This window comes from Paenibacillus wulumuqiensis, from assembly GCF_000971965.1.
Classification (GTDB): Bacteria; Bacillota; Bacilli; order Paenibacillales; family Paenibacillaceae; genus Saccharibacillus; species Saccharibacillus wulumuqiensis.
On the sequence record NZ_KQ040795.1, the window covers coordinates 212,985 to 235,072 of the forward strand.

Below are 22,088 nucleotides of genomic sequence, written 5' to 3' on the forward strand. Positions count from 1 at the left end.
TAGATGTTCAATTGTTTTGCTTTCTTCTTCGCGTTGTTGCTTAACTACAATTTACCCTTCTCTACAGAAAGTAAACATTATTTTAACCTGATGTAAACAAACGATGAAAGATGCCTCCACTATAAAATAAGACTATAAACAATCAAAATGCACCCGCTCCTCCGCCACCCCCGCTTCCAGAAGAGTCACCGGAGGAACCGCTATCGCTGGAAGAACTGTTGTATGTTCTATGGCTGTGATACGTAGAATGATAGTTCGAAGAGGAATAATACAAATCGTCGGAAGAAGACATATCATTGTTATACTCATCAAAATCATCAGTAATCCGCGATAGGGTTTGATACGTATAATTGATCGTCGATACAGCATCTGCACCGACAGCAAGAAGCGGATAATTGTGATTCGAACGACTTGCGCTCAATGCTTCGCCATGACTTTTTACGAACAGTTCACCAATTCCAAGAATTATGCTTATTTGCAGCATCATCTCCAATTTTTCCGGATGACGTACTGCCTTATATTCGCCCTGAATAAGCTGGCTTTTCCATTGCCGAATCGTCTGGTTGGCCCCTCGATTCCAGTATATGGGCAGAATGTAGCTGCATAACAATACACTCATAAACAAGATTGTAAGGGTCCATATTAGCAGGCTCTCACCTGCAGCAGCCTTCCAAAGCATACAAGTAATAATTCCCATGTAAATCAAGGCTGCAATCCGGCTTCGATACAAAAGCGTCATGATCAGACTCATAACAAACAGCAGGATACCTATGATCAAAACGGGTTCCAAAGACATGGTAGCGGCAATAACAAGCCAGATGACCATGAGAGAAGTAAAAACACACATCATTATAATCAGGTGATATTTGCGTCTATCGTTATTTTTAATTCTCGGCAATTTCCTTGATTCCAGTACCTTTTGCTTCCATATCTGCAGTTTACTTTGATACTGGCTCAGCTTTTCCTTGTACATTTGTATATGATGTATTTGATTCTCATCCATAGTTGGTCCCGAAATAGAATCCAGAGTGAATGTATATCCATCTTCTTCAATAAACAGCCAGTCCAGCAAGTAAATTTCGTCTGCCGATAGACCATTATGATTATGCACAAGACGGTGAAATTTTAAAGTGATTGATGGATTGCCTGGCTCGGATCGGAATCTCTCTTGCAATGGAATCTGGCTGACAGTAATAATTTTCTTTTGGTAAAGTGACAGCAGCCCGGCGATGATGTCTTCTCTTTTGATTCTTCGTTTATTGAAATAACAGGATAGATCCAACAAGTCTATTTGTGATAGCTGCTCCAAAAGGTTTTTCATTCGCTTCTGCCGGAACCAGTAAGCAATCCGAATGAATAAACATACAACAGACACACCCAACAGAAGAAAAGCTGCAAATCCGGCTGCCACAGTAATCAAATATAGATGTCTTTCTCTTATCATATATTGATTGGCACTAATATATGCTGTATTCATAAGCTCATTTTTCATATACAAGCGATCAGATGGCATAGCCGGAACCCACTCAGGCGAAAACAGTATCCGCAGTTGTGATAAGGACCGTGCCGGCAGCAGATCATTATGATACACAATAGTACGATTATTTTCTAAACTCAACTTGCCATGGTTGCTATCTTCCATATAATAAGAAAACGGTTCTGCAGTTGTCTGCTTGGGAAGAACAACGTGAATAGTCAAGTGATTCAAATCACTGGGATTCTGCTGATCAAAAAATCTCCAATAAAATTGTGCAATATCCTGATGCTTTTGCACGACTCCGTTTAATCGGTAACGATACAGTATTTTCTTACTCTCATTCACAGAGTGAGTAAATATCCGGTATTCTGTAATATCAGAATAATCAGTACTTTCCACATGCAACGGAATCGCCTTTTTCAATTCCTGTGCCGTTATATGTTCCAATGTTTGTCCATCAGTCATCTGGTAGGCTTTGAAAAATTCTGTTTGTTTATATCCATCATGTCCAATCGTACGGACTGTTCCATTAAATTCTCCGGAAAATGAATATGTATACAATTCTTCCACATACATATCCCCGTTATTTTGCAAATAGGCCCGAATATCCACCTGATTAATAGTAAAGGACTTCTCGTTTGGCTGACTCCAGCCGCTCAGTATAAAAACAGATACCAGAATCAACAGTATCCGTATATACAGCTTCACAGAATGATTCATGCCGCACTTCCAATCTATAATTCTGATTTCTGCTTGTTTCATATTATTCAGATTATTTTTTGTGTAACTACTATTTAGCTTGCTCACCGTTAGTTTCAACAGCTGCTATCAGAGGAGTCGCTGAATGAATCGTTGCTGTCATTATCGCAACTTGTATAAGAATCACTGCTGCTATAATAATCAGCGGCATTTCCCGCCGAAGGATTATGTGCAGAAGCTGTCGATCTTTGCTCTGTTATTCGCTTCGGAGCAGGCTCCAGCTGATCTAATGTATATCTTACAATCAAGGCAGTCGTCAAGGGCCTGGAGAGCAAAGAAGTAGCATTCTGGTGAAGCTTCAGGATCGGATGAGTCGATACAAACTCCCTCGCTACATCAAGTAGAATACTGGCCTGCAGCATCTTTTCCAGCAAGCCTGCTTCACTTCTGCTCGCATACCCTCCGTGCATCATCTGTTTGCGCCATTTTGCTACAGCTCTGGTAGCGACTCCTTTTACGGTATAGCTGAATATATAACATCCTAGCAGCATAGCCATGTGTACCAGCAGCAACAGCACCGATAACTCGTTCAATCCCAGCAGCGCAGAGCTAAATAGGCTTGCCACAAATGCATACAAAGCAAATACAAGCGGCTTATGTGATAACAGAATGGCTAGCAGCGCCAGAATGATCAGCCATATAGCGATAATTTGCATGTACGTATTATGCAGCGTATAAACATTCATCATCCAGAGCATCAAGCTTACAGAAATAACAATGCTCGTAATGGTTGCCAATCGGGTGAGCTTCAGTGGGGTTAGATGTAAGAGCAGCTGATGCTTGAAACTGAGCCTTCTTGTCCACCCGCGCCATTTTTTTGGATTTTTCTTCTTCCGGCGTGCAGATTGTTTTTTGCCCTGCGCTGCAGTCAAGTCTGATCCAAGCAGGGAATCCAGAATAAATCGCTGGCCATTATTTTCTGTAAACAACCATTTCAGCAGATACAGTTCATCTGCTCGAAATGCACGATCATCCCTATCCTTCCTGTCCATGCATAAAGTATATCCCGGGTTCAAAGGCTGGCTGCGATAGGCGGGTGAAGCGTAAATGCGTGTCATGGTGATCAATCCGCGCTGGTACATAGAGAACAGGCTGGCAACAAGATGAATCCAGCGTCGGTTTTCACCATGCCATAAAAGACTGATGGTCAGCAAATCCATTTGTACCAGCCGTGCATAGATCCTAGTATCTTTTGCAAAAGTACTCCAACAATGCAATATCAGCTGGACTACCAGACAAATGATGACGCCAAACAGCAATGTACCCAGAACAAACAGCAGTACACTGTGCAAATCTCCGGCATGTTGATAAAGATCCTCCACGATAAAACCGATTCCGGAATCGGACTGTTCTGCGGTGATATATGTATATATTTCTTTTTTATACTGGTTATCGCTGCCGAGCAGATGTGCAGAACCCCTAGCATACTCCGATCCTGCCAACCATCCGCTCACACCAACGATCACTAACAGACATATACTTATAATTATCTTGTTCAGCAAATTTTCCACTTCCCAATTTATAAATTCAAATACCGGCTACCTTATTATAGTATCGGAATTTGCTTCATAAATTGTGGTAATTTCCATAAAAGACAGATTCACACCAGCCGGGTACCCAGATAATCGGATAACCCCTCGATGCCTTCTCGTACGACCCGGTTATGATTCCAGATAAAAAAAGGCCTCATCCAAGGCTCGCACCATTTCATCCAGACTTTGCGTGGCTCGGCTTCCCAATAATAATGCAGCCGGGTGCACTCCCCAATCGGCTCCAGCCGAAAGACTCCATGACCTTTAAGATCACCGGATGCCTTCAGCCGGATCAGATAGGGCTCTTCCTTCTCTGTCACATAAAAACGAAAAGACAGGCTGTACCACAGCTTGGTCTTCATTTTCATCAACTAGGCATCGCCTATTCCTGATGCCTGTCCGGTATCCTGCAACCGATAAAATGAAACGCCCTGCCAGCAGTCAATCTGCTCAAAGTTGCTGATCAGATTCCATACGTCTGACACTGCTGCTTTCAGCAGCCAGCTGTCCGTAAACTGGTACTTCCCCATTCTCAACCCTCCATGATCTCGTTCATTGCCGGGAATTAGCGGTATATTGTAGTCTCATGGTGAGTGTCCGTAACTTCCGCATTCAATTGTCTGGCTACACCGTATACGCCTTCGTCCATCACCTTGTCATGGCTCCAGATGTACACCGGGCGCATGAACCGGTTGGCGGCTCGCAGCATACGATGGTCGATACGCACTTTCCATTCACAGCGCAGATGGGTAGAGCGGCCATCGCCCGATTTGCTCATAAAACATGTACCAGTACCAGATAATGGACCCTCGACCTCCAGTGTAAACTGGTCGGGCTTCTGCTTGTCTGTTACTTTGAGCAGGATCGATAGCCGCAGCAGCATCTTGGTCTTGAATGTGCAGCGAAATACATCGCCGATGCCTTCGGGCCCGCTGCCCTGTTCAATCTTTTCAAAGTCTACATTGTCCCAGAATTCAATGTCTTCAATATGATCAGCCAGCTCCCATAACTGCTCTCTCGGTGTACTGATCTTCCAACTGCTGACGAACAGATAGTGGTGTGCCATATCAAATCATATCCAATGGTACTTTGTGTGACGGCGCGGCAAATGCCTGGTCCAGCTGATCGAGCTGCTTCGAAGTCAGCTCGATCGCAGCTGCTCCGGCGTTGCTCTCCGCATGTTCACGGCTGGACGCCTTGGGAATCGCCATGACGTTGCCGGTGCGAATACACCAGGCCAGCATAATCTGAAAAGGATGCGCTCCCTGCTGCTCCGCAATATCCTGTAACACCTGATGGGACAGCAGTTCCCGGCGCAGCGTACCTGCCTGCGCCAGCGGCGAATAAGCCATGATCGGCATCTGGTGCTCCTGCTGCCATGGCAGCAGATCCAGCTCGATCCCGCGTGATCCCAGATGGTACAGTACCTGATTGGTCACACAGTTCTTGCCGTCTGTCAGGCTGAACAACGCATTCATATCCTCGACATCCAGATTGGAGACGCCCCAGCGGCGGATTTTGCCCTGCTGGACGAGCTTCTCCATGCCTTCTACGGTCTCGTGCAGCGGAATCTGTCCGCGCCAGTGCAGCAGGTACAGGTCAAGATGGTCTGTGCCGAGACGCTGCAGGCTGTTTTCACAGCTGTTCACGAGCCGCTCGCCGCCAGCATTGTGCGGATATACCTTGGATACGAGAAATACGTCATCCCGCCGTCCCTTGATCGCTTCACCGACCAGGGATTCAGATCGTCCTTCCCCATACATCTCTGCCGTATCGATCACGGTCATTCCGAGTTCCAGTCCATACTGAAGCGCCTGAATCTCTTCCATTCTGCGAGCAGGATCATCTCCCATATTCCACGTCCCCTGCCCAATGGCAGGCAGCTGTGTTCCATCTTTTAACGTAATATAGCGTGCGTTATTCATCGGTGGAAGCTCCTCTCTACTTGGCTGTTTATGATAGGCTTTTTATATTTTTTTGCCTGGATAACGCTATGTCGGCTTCCGGCTTATACTGCCGGTGTTCCCTATCTAACCATTAACCGTTATGGACTGGTGAAGAACCGAAAACATGATGAATCTGTTGCCTTTACAGGAGAATAGCTAAAAGAGAGATACGTCATAGTCAAGAAGCGGATATTTATGTTATTTTACACTCATCTAAAAGTGATAATCATTCTCAATAAGGAGATGAGAACGTGTATCTCTGTTCATCTATGCAGTTAGCCTCCATTCCATCCGGTCACTCGGTCCGCATCCATTCTCTCGCCGGTGTAGATCTGCTGCTGCGACGGCGGTTGATGGACCTGGGCGTTCGTGAAGGTACGGTGATTTCCATTACCCGCCGCGGCCTCTGGGGCGGTCCGGTCATTATCGAATACAAAGGACAGTTTATCGGTCTGCGCCAGCGGGAAGCCCGGCTGCTGGAGGTTACCGTTTCATGAATATTATTGCCCTGTTCGGCAATCCCAATACCGGCAAAACTTCCCTGTTCAACAAGCTGACCCGCTCCTATGCCAGCGTCGGCAACTGGTCCGGCGTCACCGTCGAGAAAAAGGTCGGCACCCTGCGCGACAAATCCGCGCTGCTGGTCGATCTGCCCGGTGCCTATTCGCTGCATCCGCTCTCTCTGGATGAAGGGGTGACTTCCCGCTTTCTGATCGACGAACCGCCTGCGAGCCTGATCAATATTGTGGATGCTTCACAGCTGGAGCGCAATCTGTATCTGACTGTTCAGCTGCTGGAATATGGCTGTCCCATGGTCATAGGCCTGAATATGATCGATGTCGCACGCGGTCGGGGAATCTTGATTGATGAGCAGCGGCTATCCAGGCAGCTGGGCATTCCCGTGCTTCCGATTATCGCCCGCTCGGGTCAAGGGACGCGTGCTTTGCTGCAGCATATTGCTGCTCTTCGTACCGACTCCACGGCGGATGATATTCCTTTTCGACTGGATTATGGCAAAGTCATCGAACATACGCTGCAGCAGCTCACAACAGCGATTCAATCTGCACTGCCGGATCGTACGCCTCAGTATGCGCGCTGGGTCGCCCTGCAGCTGCTGGAAAGCAATCCGGTGGTAGAACAATATGCCGCTTCCCTGCTTACACCTGACTTTATCCGGCAGCAGACAGAGCAGTGTCAACAGCAGCTGGCCGCCGGTGGAGCAGATATCACTCCTTCCGAACAGCTGCGCCGGGTTCGTACGGAATGGATCGCCCGGTTGTACAGCCAGGTCGCCGATCATAGCAGAGCAGACAGCAGGACGCTCACCGAGAAGATGGATGCTGTGCTGACCCATCCGCTGCTCGGTATTCCGATCTTCCTGCTGATGATGTTTACTATATTCAAGCTGACTTTCGACTGGGCAGGCAATCTGCTGGCGGATCAGATCGACGCGCTAATCTCCGGGCCAGTCAGCAGTGGTGCCACTTCCCTGCTTCAGCTGGCCGGTGCTTCGGCATTTACACAAGGGTTGATCGTCGATGGCATCATCGCCGGTGTGGGCGGAGTACTCGTGTTCATGCCGCAGATAGCCATTTTGTTTCTGATGATTTCCCTGGTGGAAGACTCCGGTTATATGGCGCGTATTACGCTGCTGATGGACCGGATGATGGAGTATGTAGGGTTGAACGGCAAAGCCTTTATCCCGTTTATTATCGGGTTTGGCTGCAATGTGCCTGCGATCATGGCTGCCCGCACGATTGAGCAGCGGCGGGAACGCCTGCTGACCATTCTGCTCGTACCGCTCATGTCCTGCTCTGCCCGGCTGCCGGTCTATATCCTGTTTGCCGGGGTATTTTTTGCCAGTCATCAGGCCGTGGTCGTTATGCTGATGTATGTACTGGGCATGATCATCGCGCTCGGGCTGGCCCGGCTGTTCTCCCACAGTCCACTATTTGCCCGTGAAAAATCGTTCTTTCTCGTGGAACTTCCGCCATATCGTGTACCGCAGCCGCTGTCGCTGTTCCGCAGCACATGGGAAAAGGTCAAAGGCTTCCTTCACAAAGCTGGTACGATTATCCTCGCCGGTTCGGTGGCGATCTGGCTGCTGTCTCATCTGGGCATGCAGGGATATGGCGTTGACATGGATCACAGCCTGCTCGCTGCGATCGGCGGGCTGTTCGCTCCACTACTGGACCCGATCGGATTTGGCACCTGGCAGGCGGTCGCTGCGCTGCTGACCGGATTTATGGCCAAGGAAGTGGTCGTCTCTACGATGAATATTATTTATCATGCGCCGACGATGGAGGGACTGGGTGTACAGCTGGGCAGTGCATTTACAGCGCTGCAGGCGTTCAGCTTTATGGTATTTATTCTGTTGTATACGCCTTGCCTCGCTACAGTAAGTGTCATTCGCAAGGAGACCCAGTCCTGGAAATGGGCCGGATTCTCCATTCTGTATGCGCTGATAACCGCCTATATCGCAGCCCTGCTGATTTACCAGCTGGGTCGACTGATCGGATATTCCTGATTTCATGGATGATGAGCCTATTTCAAGCTGCCCTGTCCAGCTTGGGCATACGGCTTGGGATTTTTTGCTGGCGTCTAGAAAAGGAAAAGAGGGACTATTTATGATTAACTGGATTTTGCTGCCGCTGATCCTGCTGTATGCAGGTTGGATGTTTTACCGCTTCTGGCAAAAAAGCCGCCAGGGCGCCTGTACGAGCTGCCCGGCAGCGCGAACGTGCGCTGGCTGCTGTACCACTGAACAGCCATCGATGGCCAAGCCCGAATTAACTGGTACCAAGTAGTGATTTTGAGTTGAATTTATCTATTTACTCAGAATACCTCCCAAACCAAATAAAGCAGGCTGTAGATCATCATACCTTATGATCTACAGCCTGCTTTTATATATCCATTACTTGATTCGGCGCTCGCCATCGTACGTGGCGATCATCTGGTACAGATCCGGACGACGGTCGCGGAAAATGCCCCATTCCAGACGCTGGGTCTCCAGCAGATCCAGATCGAACTCGGCCACCAGTACACCTTCGCTGCTGCGGTCGGCTTCCTGGACTTTGTTGCCCTGCGGGCCGGCGATAAAGGAAGAACCGTAGAAGTTGATCGAAGAATCTTCGTCTTCTTCCTTGCCAATCCGGTTGGAGGCAATAACAGGGATCAGGTTGGCGCCTGCATGACCAAGCATGCACGCCTGCCAGTGATCTTTGGAATCAATGGACGTATCCTGTGGCTCCGAGCCGATCGCTGTCGGATAGAACAGCAGCTCTGCGCCCATCAGTGCCATGCAGCGCGCCGCTTCCGGATACCATTGATCCCAGCAGATGCCTACGCCGATTTTGGCATATTTGGTGTCCCATACCTGGAATCCGGTATCTCCAGGGTTAAAATAGAACTTCTCTTCATAGCCCGGACCATCCGGAATATGACTTTTGCGGTAACGACCCAGAATCTCGCCGTCTGCATCGATCACAGCGAGTGAGTTGTAACGCGCATAGTTTTTCTTCTCATAAAAGCTGATCGGCAGCACCACATCCAGCTCTTTGGCAACTGCACGGAAATGATTGATCGCTTTGTTATGCTCCAGCTCTGTAGCGTACTGGTAATATTCCGCTTTTTCCTTCTGACAGAAATACGGCGTCTCAAACAGTTCCTGCAGCAGAATAATCTGTGCACCCTGTGCCGCCGCTTCGCGTACCAGGCGGTCTGCTTTGCGGATGTTCTCGTCAATATCCCAAGAACAGCTCATTTGGGTAGCTGCTACTTTTACATTTCTCATGATAGTGGGTTCATCCTTTCCGGAGTGGATTGCGTTCACAACTGCTGTCTTGGGCAGAGCATGAACGCTGTTGTTTCTATATATACCGTTATGGTTGTCTGTAAATAAAACAGTATCTGCCGGCGCTTACTTGCCTGCCGGAATCTGCTGGGTCGTACAGTGTACATTGCCGCCTTCGCGGATAACCGCCATTCCGTCAATTGTACGAATCTTGCGATCCGGGAATGTCTGCTGCAGCACTTCAATCGCCTTGCGGTCCGCTTCTTCGGCAGTGCCGCCGAATACCGGCAGAATAATGCCGCCATTTACAAAATAGAAATTCAGATAGCTCAGGGTTAGACGCTGCTCGCCATACATGACCAGCGGCGGCTGTTCGATCTGAATCACTTCCAGCTTGCGCCCGCGTGCATCTGTCGCTTCGCCGAGAATACGCAGATTCTCCTGGGTAATCTCATAATTATCATCGGCAGGATCGTTGCATACCTGAAGAATGACTTTACCCGGCGCAGCAAAACAAGCGACATTGTCGACATGACCATCGGTCTCGTCACCAGCCAGACCGCGATTCAGCCAAATAATTTGCTCTACATTGGTAAAATCCTTAACATGCTGTTCGATCTGCTCGCGGGACAGCTGCGGATTACGGTTGGTATTCAGCAGGCATTCCTCGGTGGTCAGCATGGTTCCTTCGCCATCCACATGAATCGAGCCGCCTTCGAGTACGAGCGGAGCATCGAATTGACGCATACCGAGATGCTTCAACACCGCTGGGGCTACCGCATCATCCAGATCCCATGGCTCATATTTGCCGCCCCAGGCGTTGAATCCCCAGTTGATACCGGCACGTTCTCCAGCTTCGTTCACGACGATGGTAGGGCCATTGTCACGCAGCCAGGCATCATTATGCTCCAGTGGCAGGAAATCCACAGCCAGTCCTTCGAACAGCGGCTGAACCGCCTCCAGATCTTCCGGATTCACGACCAGTGTGACCGGCTCGAACTCGGCAATCGCACTCACCAGCTCCTGGTATCCTTTACATACATTCTCGTAATCTTCCGGATACACCATCGAGTCCTGTACCGGCCAGGATAGCAGGGTACGTTCATGCGCTGTCCATTCGGCAGGCATCTTATATTGCAAATCAATTGGTTTCATTCGTATTATTCACCTTATTCATATGGTATAGGTCATGCCTTCCGATCAACCGCTCACCGGCTTTATCAATTCTATGATTCATTGGAACAAACTATATCATACAACACCTGTACACGTTGTAAAGTGATTTACGCAAATTTTATGTAAAGGAATATGGTTTCTGTACACAAACAAAAAACCACCCTACCGGAGCCTCTTCAGATGCTCTCAATAAAGTGGTACGTGTATATGATCCTATGTGCCAAAATATTATTTCTTTTTAGCGGCTTTCCCCTTGCTGGAATACGCATAATCCAGAACAGGCAGCTCTTTCTGGCCTCGGGTCATAGGTGACTTGCACTGTGAGCAAACCGGCTCTTCTGCGAGCGCATAATCGTTACGCATCCAGCCATTGCATTCCGAATCCGTGCATACCCAGATCTCAGTCATTTCTGTAGGAATTTCTTGCAATGGATTTTTCCGTGAATAGTACATGTAGTCCCCTCCCAGAGCTTGATCAATATTTCGCTAGTATTTGCGTCCATCTATTCAATGTACACGGAGTACTACCGATAAATAATATAACAACAGTAAGAAATACCGTATCATCCAGCTCATAGAAATACATGGGCTTGCTTAATAAAAAAACACCCTTAACAAACGTTAAGGGCGTCTCTTAGCTGAATTACAGTTTTACAACGTTTTCAGCTTGTGGTCCACGGTTTCCTTCAACTACGTTGAATTCTACGCGTTGGCCTTCGTCCAAAGTTTTGAAGCCGTCACCTTGGATAGCGGAGAAGTGAACGAATACATCGTTGCCACCTTCAACCTCGATGAAACCAAAACCTTTTTCTGCGTTAAACCATTTTACTGTACCTGTTTGCATGTGGAATACCTCCAAAATTAAATTTACATGACCTTCTTTATTCAGAGGAAAATACATCCGATAAAATAGAAAAATCACATATTGTACAAGGTTATAAACCTTCAAAATAATAACCCTCTACAATATGTGAGTTCAGGTCACGATTTCGATATTCTTATTATAACCCATAACCTGAAGAAAAACAATGACTATAAGGTAATTTTTGTAATTTTATTTTTAGAATCCCGTTAATCGTACTTCAAATGCTGCAATATCAAGGTATTAACGCGCTTTGGATCTTCATGATGGAGCCAATGTGTGCAGTGATCCAGATGAATTAATTCTCCATTTACACACTTGCGGATGCTCAGATCGGACATTTCTTTGCTCAGCGCCTGATCATTGGACCCCCAGATCATTCGGGTCGGAACCGTGATCATCGCCGTATCGGAAATCTCGGGTCTTTTTTGCATGAGTGCACGATACCAGTTGAGCATGGCTGTGTCGGCTCCCGGCTGTGACCAGGCTTCGCGGTACAGATCCAGCTCCTCTTCGGAAAATGCCCCCTCATTGGCAGACTGCTGCAGCATACCGGTCAGGCGCTTCCAATCCTTGGCCGCCAGAATTTTCTCGGGCAGATCGGGAATCTGGAAAAAGAATACATAGGCGCTCTTCATCATCTGTTTGGCATGGCTTTTCAAAAAGTCCATCATGACTGCCGGATGAGGCACATTCATGATGACCTGACGACGGATCAGTTCCGGATAACGCTCCGACAGTCTCCACAGCACAATCGCTCCCCAGTCATGACCGATCATATCCACCTGTTCACGGCCGGACGAACGGATCAGACCGGCGATATCATCCACCAGTACATCCAGTGTATACGATTCGATGCCCTGCGGCTTGTCGCTCAGATTATAACCGCGCTGGTCAGGCGCCCATACCCGGTACCCTTCGGCGACAAGTGCCTCGATCTGATTCATCCAGCCATGCCAGAATTCGGGGAATCCATGCAGCAGGATCACGAGCGGTCCATCAACCGGACCCGCCTGGGCTACATGCAGATGGATTCCATTCGTAGCGATCGTATGATGTTCAATCTCCAGCGGTGTCGTAAAAGTAGTCATAGTCTGCGCCTCCCTGATCGATATTGAATATTGGATGTTATGTGCATCAGTACGTTATTGCGAATCGAAGTGACAGCCGGTTCCCTTATTCGTTCATCCCTGTATATTTAACACTCCAGTCAAAAGTGAAACGAGATCCGCCATATTTTTATAGATCATAGAGCGTGTAGGCACCGCCTATATAGGAAGGATGCCAGTCACTCAATTTAACCCCGAGTCCGTGCTCTGTATCCCATGTACAATGAAAATTCAGATACATTTCGCCCACCCCCGGTGCGCTCTGGATCAGGCAGCCGTTCAGTTCAATATAATCCAGCAGCTCCTGCGGCCGGGTGACATGAGGGACGATGGATTCCAGCTCCAGCGGTTCTCCTCCGGCCTGCTGACCGGCATAAGCCTGACGATATTGATCCTCTATCTTCATATAGTAGGTATGGATCGCCTGGAGGATCTCCGTATGAATATTTTCCTGCTGCTGCAGATAAGTCTCCCAGATTTCCTTTTGCCGGGTCGTCGGTTCGGTAATCTCGTCAATCTGTTCCTCACTCTCCGGCGCAAGCACAAACTCCACCTGTACCAGAGCAGGCTCTTTTCCCGCAAAAGATACCGGAAATTCGCCGGACAGAATAACCTCTTCCGATACGTCGTACGGGTAGTCATCCAATTCCAGTTCTTCATACCATGATGGCTTCATATCAATAATCTCCTTTTTGTGGCGAATGTTAAAATTCGCTGTTTTATTTGGTGACTGACTGGTAATGCTTGCCTTTTAATCTGCCGGAATAATGATCTATAATAATTAAGTTAACGTGCAATCTACATCTGAACAGGCAGTTTGGTGATGTTATGAAATTTTTAGAGCTTCCCCATGATGATCCGGAGCAGCTGGGCAAGCAATCCAAATGGATCCGCAAGTTCATCCATTCCTATTGGCTCGTCGTCTCCGTTCATACGATCTCCCAGTTAGTATCTTTTCTATTTCTGTATTACCCAATAAGCTGGTATGAGTTCTATATTGATACGCTGCTGATTCCCATTATACTGATGAGCGGGATGATTCTCTGGACGCAGTGGATTCACAGGCAGCAGCCGCATCTTGTATTTTATGCCATGTCGATTACGAGCACGTTTATTACGTGGGTTATCATTTATCTCAATTATGATATCCGTATTATTCCGGCGCTCTGTCTGATGCCGATACTCTCTTCCGTCATTTTTTTCAGAAAACGCCTGCTCTGGTTTTCTTCCGTCCTGCAAATGATAACGTTTGTAACTCTATATTTGAGTGACGCACACTTCCGTGATTTCCTATCCTCCTTTGACGCTGTCGCTACTCCTTCTTTTATTCTGGCAGGTACTCTCATCGCTCATATCATTCTGGTTAGCGGCCGTGAGCTAATGGCTGATCTGCAGACTACCATGCAGGCCAAACAGGAACTGATCGTCCGCAATGCCATCATGAGCAAACTCTCCAAAACTGACGGATTGACCAACTTGTACAATCAGATTTCATTTCGGGATTATTATGATACGGCCTTCAAATATGCCAATCAGGGGACGCCGCTGCATCTGGCGCTGCTGGATATCGATAATTTCAAGCAGATCAACGATACGTACGGACACCGTGTCGGTGATATGGTACTGGGCATTGTATCGCAGGTCATCCAGCAGTATGTCTCCTCCAGCGATATTGCCGCACGATATGGCGGAGAAGAGTTCGCTTTGCTGATTCTGGACAAAAATTTCGATGAAGCATACCAGCTTGTCGAAAATATCCGCAGTCATCTATCCGGACTGCGCTGGAAGGAACTTAACAATCAGGCGGTTACCGTCAGCGTGGGACTGCACAGCTGTGAACCCGGACTGACCAAGGAGCAGCTGTTTGAGCAGGTGGACCATTATCTGTATCAAGCCAAGCGCACCGGCAAAAACAAAACGATCACTGCACGCAGCATCGCATAGACTCCTGAATAACAAAAGCACGGCGGACGGATAGACCATCTGCCGTGCTTTTGTTATTTACAGTGATATGCTGTCTGCTTCCTTATTGAAAACCTACTACCGGATGAGGTACATATGGTTCTTCCAGCTGGCGAATCTCTTCTTCGGTCAGCTTCACGTCCAGCGCGGCTACGGCATCCTCCAGATGATTCAGCTTGGTCGCACCGACGATCGGGGCGGTGACCGGTTCTTTTTGCAGTACCCAGGCCAGCGCGACCTGTGCACGCGGAATGCCGCGCTGCTGGGCGATCTGTGCCACACGCTCCACGACCTGGCGGTCGGCATCGGCCGTATTGGCGTAGAGTCCCTGTCCAAATGTATCGCTCTCGGAACGAGCGGTCTCCGCTTCCCAGTCACGTGTCAGTCGGCCGCGGGCCAGCGGGCTCCATGGGATCACGCCGATTCCCTCGGACTGACAGAGCGGCAGCATCTCCCGTTCCTCTTCCCGGTACAGCAGATTGACATAGTTCTGCATGGACACAAAGGAAGCCCAACCGTTGGCTTTGGAAATATCCAGCGCCTTCATAAACTGCCACGCATACATCGAGGAAGCACCGATATAACGTGCCTTGCCTGCACGGACCACATCGTTCAGCGCTTCCAGCGTCTCTTCGATAGGTGTATTCGGGTCCCAGCGATGAATCTGATACAGATCCACATAGTCTGTACCGAGCCGCTTCAGGCTGTTGTCGATCTCCGTCATGATCACTTTGCGGGATAATCCGCCGCCATTCGGGCCGGGGCGCATTTTACCATGTACTTTGGTGGCGATAACAATTTCATCACGATGGGCAAAATCCTGAAGCGCCCGTCCCACAATCTCTTCACTCGTTCCGTCCGAGTAGACATTGGCGGTATCAAAAAAGTTAATGCCAGCTTCCAGTGCCTGCCGGATAAACGGGCGGCTCTCTTCCTCATCCAGCGTCCAAGGGTGAGGCCCCCGATCTGGAATTCCGTAGCTCATACATCCCAGGCAAATCCGGGATACATCCAGCCCTGTACGTCCAAGCTTCATATAGTCCATTATATTGCCTCTTTCCGCCATTTCCGGCATAGGATAGGATTGTTCTCTCTCATCTTACCCCTTTTGCCCCGGTATCCGTCAAATTCGCAAAAACACAGGCAGCCTGACTTTTGGCAGCAAGCTGCTTAGAGGCAGTCCCGGCATATCCGGCTCAAAACCACAAAAGCCCCTCCCGGCTGTTGAACCGGAAAGGGCTTTTGGAAGGGGCAGAAAGGTGATCTGCCGGATTACTGGATATTCAGCTGTGCTTCACGGGAAGCCGCGGATAATGCGTTAACAGTAGCATCACGTCCGTTGGCTACGGACAGCACGAACGCTTTGTAAGCTACGCCCGGACGAATGGACGCGCCATTCACATCGACGTTGGCTGTCGAGAATGCCCATTCACTGTACGTAGAGCCGGTAACGGTCTGATAACGGGAACCGCTCAGACGGTTGGCATCCGCCAGGGTAAAGCTGTCCGCATTGGCAGATGGCACCAGCATAATCGAATAGGAACCAATCGCCGAGCTGTCGGACGGACGGGTAAAGGTTACACGGATCGCGCCTGCATTATTGTCAGCCGCTGCATTTACATTGGTCGGTGCCGTTACGGTTTTGTTGGCGATCACAAACTCGTTGGAAGCTCCGGACAGGGCGTTCGCTGAACGTACGGAACCGTCCGCCACAGTCAACACAAAGACGCGATAGCTTACATTTTTGTCGATGGCATTGCCGTTATAGTCCTTTGTACCGACAGGCAGAGCCTGGGTCACTTTGGAAGCAGTCTTGGCAATACGTGTATAGTTGGATGAAGACACGGAATTGGCCGTGCTCAGGTTAAATCCGCTGCTCTGATCATTGCGCACCACGATCATCCGGTATTCGGAAATGCCGGTATCATTGGCAGGCGTGAAGCTTACGGTCACATCGGACGGGTTGCTGTTCGCTCCACTGTTGCTTGTAGTCACGTTGTTCACTACAGAGGCTGCCGTGCTGCCTCCCAGTGTGATGGTGCTGGATGCAGAGGACAGGGAATACGAATCCGAGGCATCGCCCGAGCCGACGCTCAGTACGAATACACGGTAGCCGACTCCGTTTTTGATCAGATCGCCATCCACATCACGTGATCCGGAAGAGAGTACAGCAGTACGGTTGGAGCCGTTTTTGCTAACCGAAGTATAGTTGGAGCTGGATACTTTCTGAGCCTTGGTCAGGGTAAAGTTGCTGGAATCGCCTGCTTTGACGACCAGAATACGATACTGGCTGACCAGATTCTCGTCGCCTGCTTTGTTAAAGGATACCTGAAGATCGCGTCCGTCTCCATAATCACTCACATCACTGGCACTTACACCGTTGGTGCTGCCTACGGTTTTGCTGCTGGATGAGAGGGTGATGGTCGAAGAAGCGGAAGACAGGGAATTGCTGTAGGAGCCTGTTCCTCTGGACATCACGAATACACGGTAAGAGACATCATTTTTGATATTGTCGCCGTTATTGTCCTTGAGCGAAGCGGACAGGGTGACTTCGCGGTCGCTGCCAGTTTTGGATACATCCATATACCGGTTGGAATTCAGCGCACTTGCTTTTTCCAGATCAAAGTCGCCGGAATTGGTACTGCGCACGACGAACACACGATAGCCGCTGATTCTCGATTCATTGGCAATTTTGTCAAAAGAGACCTGAAGATCGCGTGCATCGCCATTGTTGCCCACATCGGATACTTTGGTAATGGACGGTGCATCCACCCCTTTGCCCAGTGTCAGTGAACCGGAAGCTGCGGACAGACCGAGTGTATCTCCACTACTGCTCACTGCTGTAACAAATACGGTATAAGAGACACCTTCTGTCAGTAACTTGCCATTGGTATCCCGTGCGGTGGACTTCAGGCGTACGGTATGGTTGGAACCATCCTTGCTCACACTGGTATAGTTGTCGCTGTTTACTTTGCCTGCTTCGGATACGTTGAAGCTGCTTGCACTGCTGGAAGGAACGACAAAGATGCGATAGGAAGACACTTTGCTCTCGTCCGATACTTTGCTGAATGATACGGACAGATCGCGTCCGTCTCCGTTATCCGCTACATCGCTCGCTTTCACATCGCCCGGCGTCGCGGATGCGGATACGGTGCTGCCCAGATTGGTTACAGTCTGTGCCATGGTCAGCGCACTCGTATAGCCCGGGTTGCCGACCGCGAGTACATAGACACGATAGCCGACATTTTTCTGGATCAGCGCGCCGTCTGTATCCCGTGATTGCGGAAGCAGTGTAATGGTATAATTGCTGCTGCCTTTGGGTACAACCTGATAGTTGGCTGCAGGCACCGCCTGTGCGGACGCCAGACTGAACGAATTCATATTGGTAGATTTGACGACCAGAATACGATACTGGCTAACAGCGGATACGCTCGCAGAAGCCGGGAAAGCAATCTGCAGATCGCTGCCGTTGCCCTGCTGTCCAATTACGCTGGCATTCACATAGGACACCGGCGATACGGAGCCTGTCGATGGAGCAGGCGTTACCGGTGTGGTTTTGGTCGGTGTATTGGTGGTAATGCTTACGGTCTGCGTGGCTTTATTCCAGCCGACTTTACTGCCCATTGCTTCAGTCACAAAACGCAGCGGTACCATAACTCTTCCTTTGATGACTTTGGCCGGTACATCCATGGCGGTCAATTTGTCATTGATCGTCGCACGGGTGGAGCCTACCGGCAGCACAACGGTGGTTGCGCCTTTGACTGCTGTGACGGTTTTGGTGCTTTGCTTCCACAGTACTTTGGCATTCAGTGCTTCAAAAACGCCTCGCAGTGGTACCATGGTCCGAGAGCCGGACATTACCGGTGCCTGGTCGGTGACCAGCGGAACCCCATTCACGGTAATCTTGATAGGTGCTGCTGCATCTGCAGAAGGTGTATGTACGCCTCCACTGACTACTAATGCTGCTGCCAACAGCGCTGAACTGATTTGCTTTTTCACTTTGTCATCCCCTTGTCCCCTGATTAACTGTACTTGTCCCATTATCCCTGCCTATATATTAGACAGCCCCTGTGCGGATAAAGTTACTCTCCCGTTTATCTTTTTATTAGGTACGGGTTACCATTTTTGTCTCATCCATGATGTCCTGTAACTTAAGACTCCCAACATTGTATCGCCTGGATTCTGGAAATTATTCCTGTATGTCTGCCCAGACTATATGTACGTTACCATCTAACAAATGACTGAACAACTCGATAAATGTTACAAATGGCAACAATTTATTCATTATCGGAACAAGCAATGCAATTGTTTACAGCCCAGATGGAATTTGGAAAATGAGCATGCCAACAGGACGCCTTGGCAAAAAGCGTCTGAGACAGCTGCACCGGCTCCTCTCCAAAAAGCAGTCCTGCCGGGTAGTAAAACGATTTATTTGCGCAGGTCCTTGTTCTGCTCACGGCTCATATCCATATTGAGAATATCGCCGGTCAGACCGGTACTGCGCAGCCACAGATAAGTAACCAGCGTAAGTCCGAAAATTAGACCCAGCGCACCTGCATATCCCCACTGCCAGTCCAGCTCGGGCATATTTTTGAAGTTCATGCCCCAGATGGCGCCGAGAGCCGTCATCGGTGTCAACAGCACGGTGAACACGGTCAGTGTCTTCATAATCGTATTGGAGCGGTAATTGGCAATATTATCATCGACCTTCAGCAGGGTATCAATCTCATGCTCGTAATTTTGCTGGAGCATCCGGATGCGCTTGAGATAGATGCGCAGAATCCGGTAAGTCTCCGAGTGGTCAATAATCTCGGGAAACGTCTCTTCCACACCGTACTCTATCTCCCGCAGAGCCACAGTATGCAGATTCCAGCGGGTCAGCTGATTGCGCAGATCGATAATTTCACGCAGCAGGCGGCTGCCGTTGCTTCTTCGCATCCGTTCTTCAATATCGATCAGATCCACCTCGATCTCATCCATCCGTGCGAACAATGCCCTGATAAAGGAATTCATAATAAATAAAAATCCCTCTACCGGTCTGGGCATCCCGCCAATATATGCTTCCCATTCCTGCGGCTCCACCTGATGCACCAGCCAGCTCGTATCGCCTACCGTCACCAACTTGTCACCGGAAATATAATAATGAAGCAGCCAGCTGTCATGAGGCTCGTCCGTTAATTTGGCTGTCAGCGTACCGCTCATCATGCGAGTGCCCTCCATATGCGAACTGGTCGAAATGTGATTGTGACGGCACATCAGACTGTCGGATGCCCATTTCCGGATACGTTCGTCAAAAGCGGGATGTTCAATCAAATGACTGCTATCCTCCAGACGGTACCACTTCCACCCTTGTTCAGATGGAATGACTTCAGCTTGTATCATGATAGCGTTCCCCTTCCCTGTAACTCTCCCTATTCTATTACCCCGAACCGACAGCAAGTGACTGACCAGGGTGGTGCACGTTTTTTCACTTATCTTTTCCCAGTTGCGGGATTTCTGTAAGCACTATGCGGGTATGTATTATAGACGTTGTCTACAATCCTATATTACACAATCGAGATTTTGTCCCTTATAAATATAGAAATCATTCTTGCGTTGGAACAGGAGAACTGTTATGAAGAAAATCATGAAACCGGAATTCTGGAAAGAAAGTGTAATTTACGAAATTTATCCGCGCAGCTTTATGGATAGCAGTGGTGATGGTATCGGCGATATTCAGGGCATCATTTCCCGGCTGGATTATCTTCACGATCTGGGCATCGATATTCTCTGGCTGACTCCGGTCTACCCGACCAGCAACGCGGATTATGGTTACGATATTACGGACTATTATGATATCAACCCGGAATACGGCACGCTGGACGACTGGAAGCAGCTGCTGCATGAAGTGCACCAGCGGGATATGCGACTGATCATGGATCTGGTCATTAATCATACCTCGGACGATCATCCCTGGTTCCAGGAATCCCGTTCTTCCCGGGACAATCCGTACCGGGATTATTATTTCTGGCGTGATCCGGCACCTGACGGCGGTCCGCCGAATAACTGGACTTCCTTTCTCGGGGATTCCATGTGGCAGCTGGATGAACAGACCAGTCAGTATTACCTACATTCCTACGGGGTCAAGCAGCCTGATCTGAACTGGGATAACCCCAAGGTTCGGCAGGAGATGCACAAGGCGATGCGCTACTGGCTCGATCTGGGCATCGACGGATACCGAATCGATGCGGTCAATGCCATTTCCAAGGATACCAGCTTCCCTGACGCGACAGATACCGGCAAGATGCAGGCCAATTCCGCGGAATTTTATAAAAATGGTCCTCATATTCACGAGTATCTGAATGAGATGTATAAAGAAGTATTCTCGCACTACGATATCTTCACTACGGGTGAAGCATCCGACGTCACCCTTGATGATGTCAAAGCCTATACCAACCCTGCCCGGGAGGAACTGAATATTATTCTGATGATTGAAGCGTCCAAAATATGCGATGATCCGCAGGATATGTGGAAAAGCAAACCATGGGAGCTGCATGAGCTCAAGGAAATCATCGCCAAATGGCAAAAGGATCTGTACGGCGAAGGGTGGATGGGCATCTACCTGAGCAACCACGATCACCCACGTCTCGTCTCCTATCTGGGCGACGAAGGGCAATATCGTGAGGAATCCGCCAAAATGCTGGGCATTTTCCTGCTCACTCTGCGCGGTACGCCGCACATCTACCAGGGAGACGAGATTGGCATGACCAATGCGGAGCATCTGCACAGTATCGAGGACGTGACCGAACAGCAAGCCCGGATGTATTACAAGAAGATGATCGAACAATACGACGAAGATCCGGAAGTCATCATGAAGCGAATCCGGGCCAAAGCCCGTGACAATGCCCGGACGCCGATGCAGTGGGATGACAGCGAATATGCAGGCTTCTCCGCTCATCAGCCGTGGATGCCGGTGAACTCCAATGCAGCAGAGATCAATGTGAAGGCAGAGCAGGACAATCCGGACTCTATCTTCCATCTGTACCGCAAGCTGATTCATATTCGCAAGGAAAGCTCTGCGCTGATGTACGGCAAGTACGAATGTATTATTTCCGATCACAAGCAGATCTTCGCCTATACCCGAGAGTGGAATGATGAGCACTGGATGATCATCCTGAACTTCTCCCGTTCGGAGGCGAAGCTGGAGCTTACCGAGCAGCTGTCTGGCAGACTGGAGAACGCCGAGCTGATTATCAGCACACATGGCGATCATTCCCGGCAGGCTGCCGAGGATGCGAGAGCCAACCGTACGGTTACCCTGCATCCGTATGAGTCGCTCGTATTCCGCGGTCTGTCCATTTTGGATAACTAATCGGAATCGGGGAAACCACAGCCATGTCTTTGCAGAAAATGTACCAAAAATCATATGTATAGAACCTGCTTGCTCCGGCAATGGCAGGTTCTTTGCTGTGTTCAATACGCACTGCAGTTCT

General features: G+C 49.1%; 20 protein-coding genes. 5 read left to right on the top strand and 15 right to left on the bottom strand.

Translation table 11 applies throughout. The features are described from left to right. Positions 1 to 142 precede the first annotated feature (142 nt). From WH45_RS07685 to WH45_RS07705, 6 genes are all read right to left on the bottom strand, one after another. Positions 143 to 2,197: a DUF2207 domain-containing protein gene (locus WH45_RS07685; protein WP_046213808.1), complete on the bottom strand. Its 2,055-nt coding sequence runs from the start codon at positions 2,195 to 2,197 to the stop codon at positions 143 to 145. Positions 2,198 to 2,292: 95 nt separating this feature from the next. Beyond that, positions 2,293 to 3,738: a hypothetical protein gene (locus WH45_RS07690; RefSeq protein ID WP_152663508.1), complete on the bottom strand. Its 1,446-nt coding sequence runs from the start codon at positions 3,736 to 3,738 to the stop codon at positions 2,293 to 2,295. 98 nt (positions 3,739 to 3,836) lie between these two features. Further along, positions 3,837 to 4,139 carry an SRPBCC family protein gene (locus WH45_RS07695; RefSeq protein WP_052723670.1) on the bottom strand — a complete coding sequence of 101 codons (303 nt, stop codon included), beginning with the start codon at positions 4,137 to 4,139 and terminating at the stop codon, positions 3,837 to 3,839. After that, positions 4,140 to 4,298: a hypothetical protein gene (locus WH45_RS23565; RefSeq protein WP_156075152.1), complete on the bottom strand. Its 159-nt coding sequence runs from the start codon at positions 4,296 to 4,298 to the stop codon at positions 4,140 to 4,142. A 35-nt stretch (positions 4,299 to 4,333) separates the two neighbouring features. Then, entirely contained in the window at positions 4,334 to 4,834 is a 501-nt protein-coding gene (locus WH45_RS07700; protein WP_046213810.1) for an SRPBCC family protein, read from the bottom strand. Between the two features lies 1 nt (position 4,835). After that, entirely contained in the window at positions 4,836 to 5,693 is an 858-nt protein-coding gene (locus WH45_RS07705; RefSeq protein ID WP_046213811.1) for an aldo/keto reductase, read from the bottom strand. 272 nt (positions 5,694 to 5,965) lie between these two features. Here WH45_RS07705 and WH45_RS07710 point away from each other — a divergent pair, with 272 nt between their 5' ends. From WH45_RS07710 to WH45_RS07720, 3 genes are all read left to right on the top strand, one after another. Beyond that, on the top strand, positions 5,966 to 6,211 hold the full coding sequence (locus WH45_RS07710; RefSeq protein ID WP_235338314.1) for a FeoA family protein: 246 nt from the start codon (positions 5,966 to 5,968) through the stop codon (positions 6,209 to 6,211). After that, positions 6,208 to 8,241: a ferrous iron transport protein B gene (gene feoB / locus WH45_RS07715; protein ID WP_046213813.1), complete on the top strand. Its 2,034-nt coding sequence runs from the start codon at positions 6,208 to 6,210 to the stop codon at positions 8,239 to 8,241. Before WH45_RS07710 ends, feoB begins: the two co-directional genes overlap by 4 nt. Before the next feature lie 100 nt (positions 8,242 to 8,341). Beyond that, positions 8,342 to 8,521 (top strand): FeoB-associated Cys-rich membrane protein, encoded by a 180-nt coding sequence (locus WH45_RS07720; protein WP_046213814.1) that lies wholly within the window; start codon positions 8,342 to 8,344, stop codon positions 8,519 to 8,521. A gap of 107 nt (positions 8,522 to 8,628) precedes the next feature. On the opposite strand, the gene aguB is transcribed toward WH45_RS07720, so the two are convergent. The 6 genes from aguB to WH45_RS07750 all read right to left on the bottom strand — a co-directional run bounded on the left by aguB (position 8,629) and on the right by WH45_RS07750 (position 13,330). Further along, complete coding sequence (gene aguB / locus WH45_RS07725) at positions 8,629 to 9,507, bottom strand: N-carbamoylputrescine amidase (RefSeq protein WP_046213815.1); 879 nt, start codon at positions 9,505 to 9,507, stop codon at positions 8,629 to 8,631. Between the two features lie 126 nt (positions 9,508 to 9,633). Beyond that, on the bottom strand, positions 9,634 to 10,662 hold the full coding sequence (locus WH45_RS07730) for an agmatine deiminase family protein (RefSeq protein WP_046213816.1): 1,029 nt from the start codon (positions 10,660 to 10,662) through the stop codon (positions 9,634 to 9,636). 249 nt (positions 10,663 to 10,911) lie between these two features. Further along, positions 10,912 to 11,136 (bottom strand): cold-shock protein, encoded by a 225-nt coding sequence (locus WH45_RS07735; protein WP_046213817.1) that lies wholly within the window; start codon positions 11,134 to 11,136, stop codon positions 10,912 to 10,914. Positions 11,137 to 11,326: 190 nt separating this feature from the next. After that, positions 11,327 to 11,527: a cold-shock protein gene (locus WH45_RS07740; RefSeq protein ID WP_017813974.1), complete on the bottom strand. Its 201-nt coding sequence runs from the start codon at positions 11,525 to 11,527 to the stop codon at positions 11,327 to 11,329. Between the two features lie 227 nt (positions 11,528 to 11,754). Continuing rightward, positions 11,755 to 12,636 carry an alpha/beta fold hydrolase gene (locus tag WH45_RS07745; protein ID WP_082096599.1) on the bottom strand — a complete coding sequence of 294 codons (882 nt, stop codon included), beginning with the start codon at positions 12,634 to 12,636 and terminating at the stop codon, positions 11,755 to 11,757. Positions 12,637 to 12,784: 148 nt separating this feature from the next. After that, positions 12,785 to 13,330 (bottom strand): DUF6985 domain-containing protein, encoded by a 546-nt coding sequence (locus WH45_RS07750; protein ID WP_052723671.1) that lies wholly within the window; start codon positions 13,328 to 13,330, stop codon positions 12,785 to 12,787. Between the two features lie 152 nt (positions 13,331 to 13,482). On the opposite strand from WH45_RS07750, the gene WH45_RS07755 reads away from it, so the two are divergent. Further along, positions 13,483 to 14,598: a GGDEF domain-containing protein gene (locus WH45_RS07755; RefSeq protein WP_046213819.1), complete on the top strand. Its 1,116-nt coding sequence runs from the start codon at positions 13,483 to 13,485 to the stop codon at positions 14,596 to 14,598. A gap of 82 nt (positions 14,599 to 14,680) precedes the next feature. Here WH45_RS07755 and WH45_RS07760 read toward each other — a convergent pair whose 3' ends face one another. From WH45_RS07760 to WH45_RS07770, 3 genes are all read right to left on the bottom strand, one after another. Next, a complete protein-coding gene (locus tag WH45_RS07760) occupies positions 14,681 to 15,661 on the bottom strand; it encodes an aldo/keto reductase (protein WP_046213820.1) in 981 nt (326 codons plus the stop codon). 227 nt (positions 15,662 to 15,888) lie between these two features. Further along, the gene (locus WH45_RS07765) at positions 15,889 to 18,615 is read right to left on the bottom strand and encodes a copper amine oxidase N-terminal domain-containing protein (protein ID WP_052723672.1); all 2,727 of its coding nucleotides are present in this window, start codon (positions 18,613 to 18,615) and stop codon (positions 15,889 to 15,891) included. Positions 18,616 to 19,044: 429 nt separating this feature from the next. After that, on the bottom strand, positions 19,045 to 19,998 hold the full coding sequence (locus WH45_RS07770) for a CorA family divalent cation transporter (protein ID WP_046213822.1): 954 nt from the start codon (positions 19,996 to 19,998) through the stop codon (positions 19,045 to 19,047). 232 nt (positions 19,999 to 20,230) lie between these two features. Between WH45_RS07770 and WH45_RS07775 the strand changes: the two genes are divergently transcribed. After that, entirely contained in the window at positions 20,231 to 21,967 is a 1,737-nt protein-coding gene (locus tag WH45_RS07775) for a glycoside hydrolase family 13 protein (RefSeq protein WP_082096600.1), read from the top strand. The last annotated feature ends 121 nt before the right edge of the window (positions 21,968 to 22,088 follow it).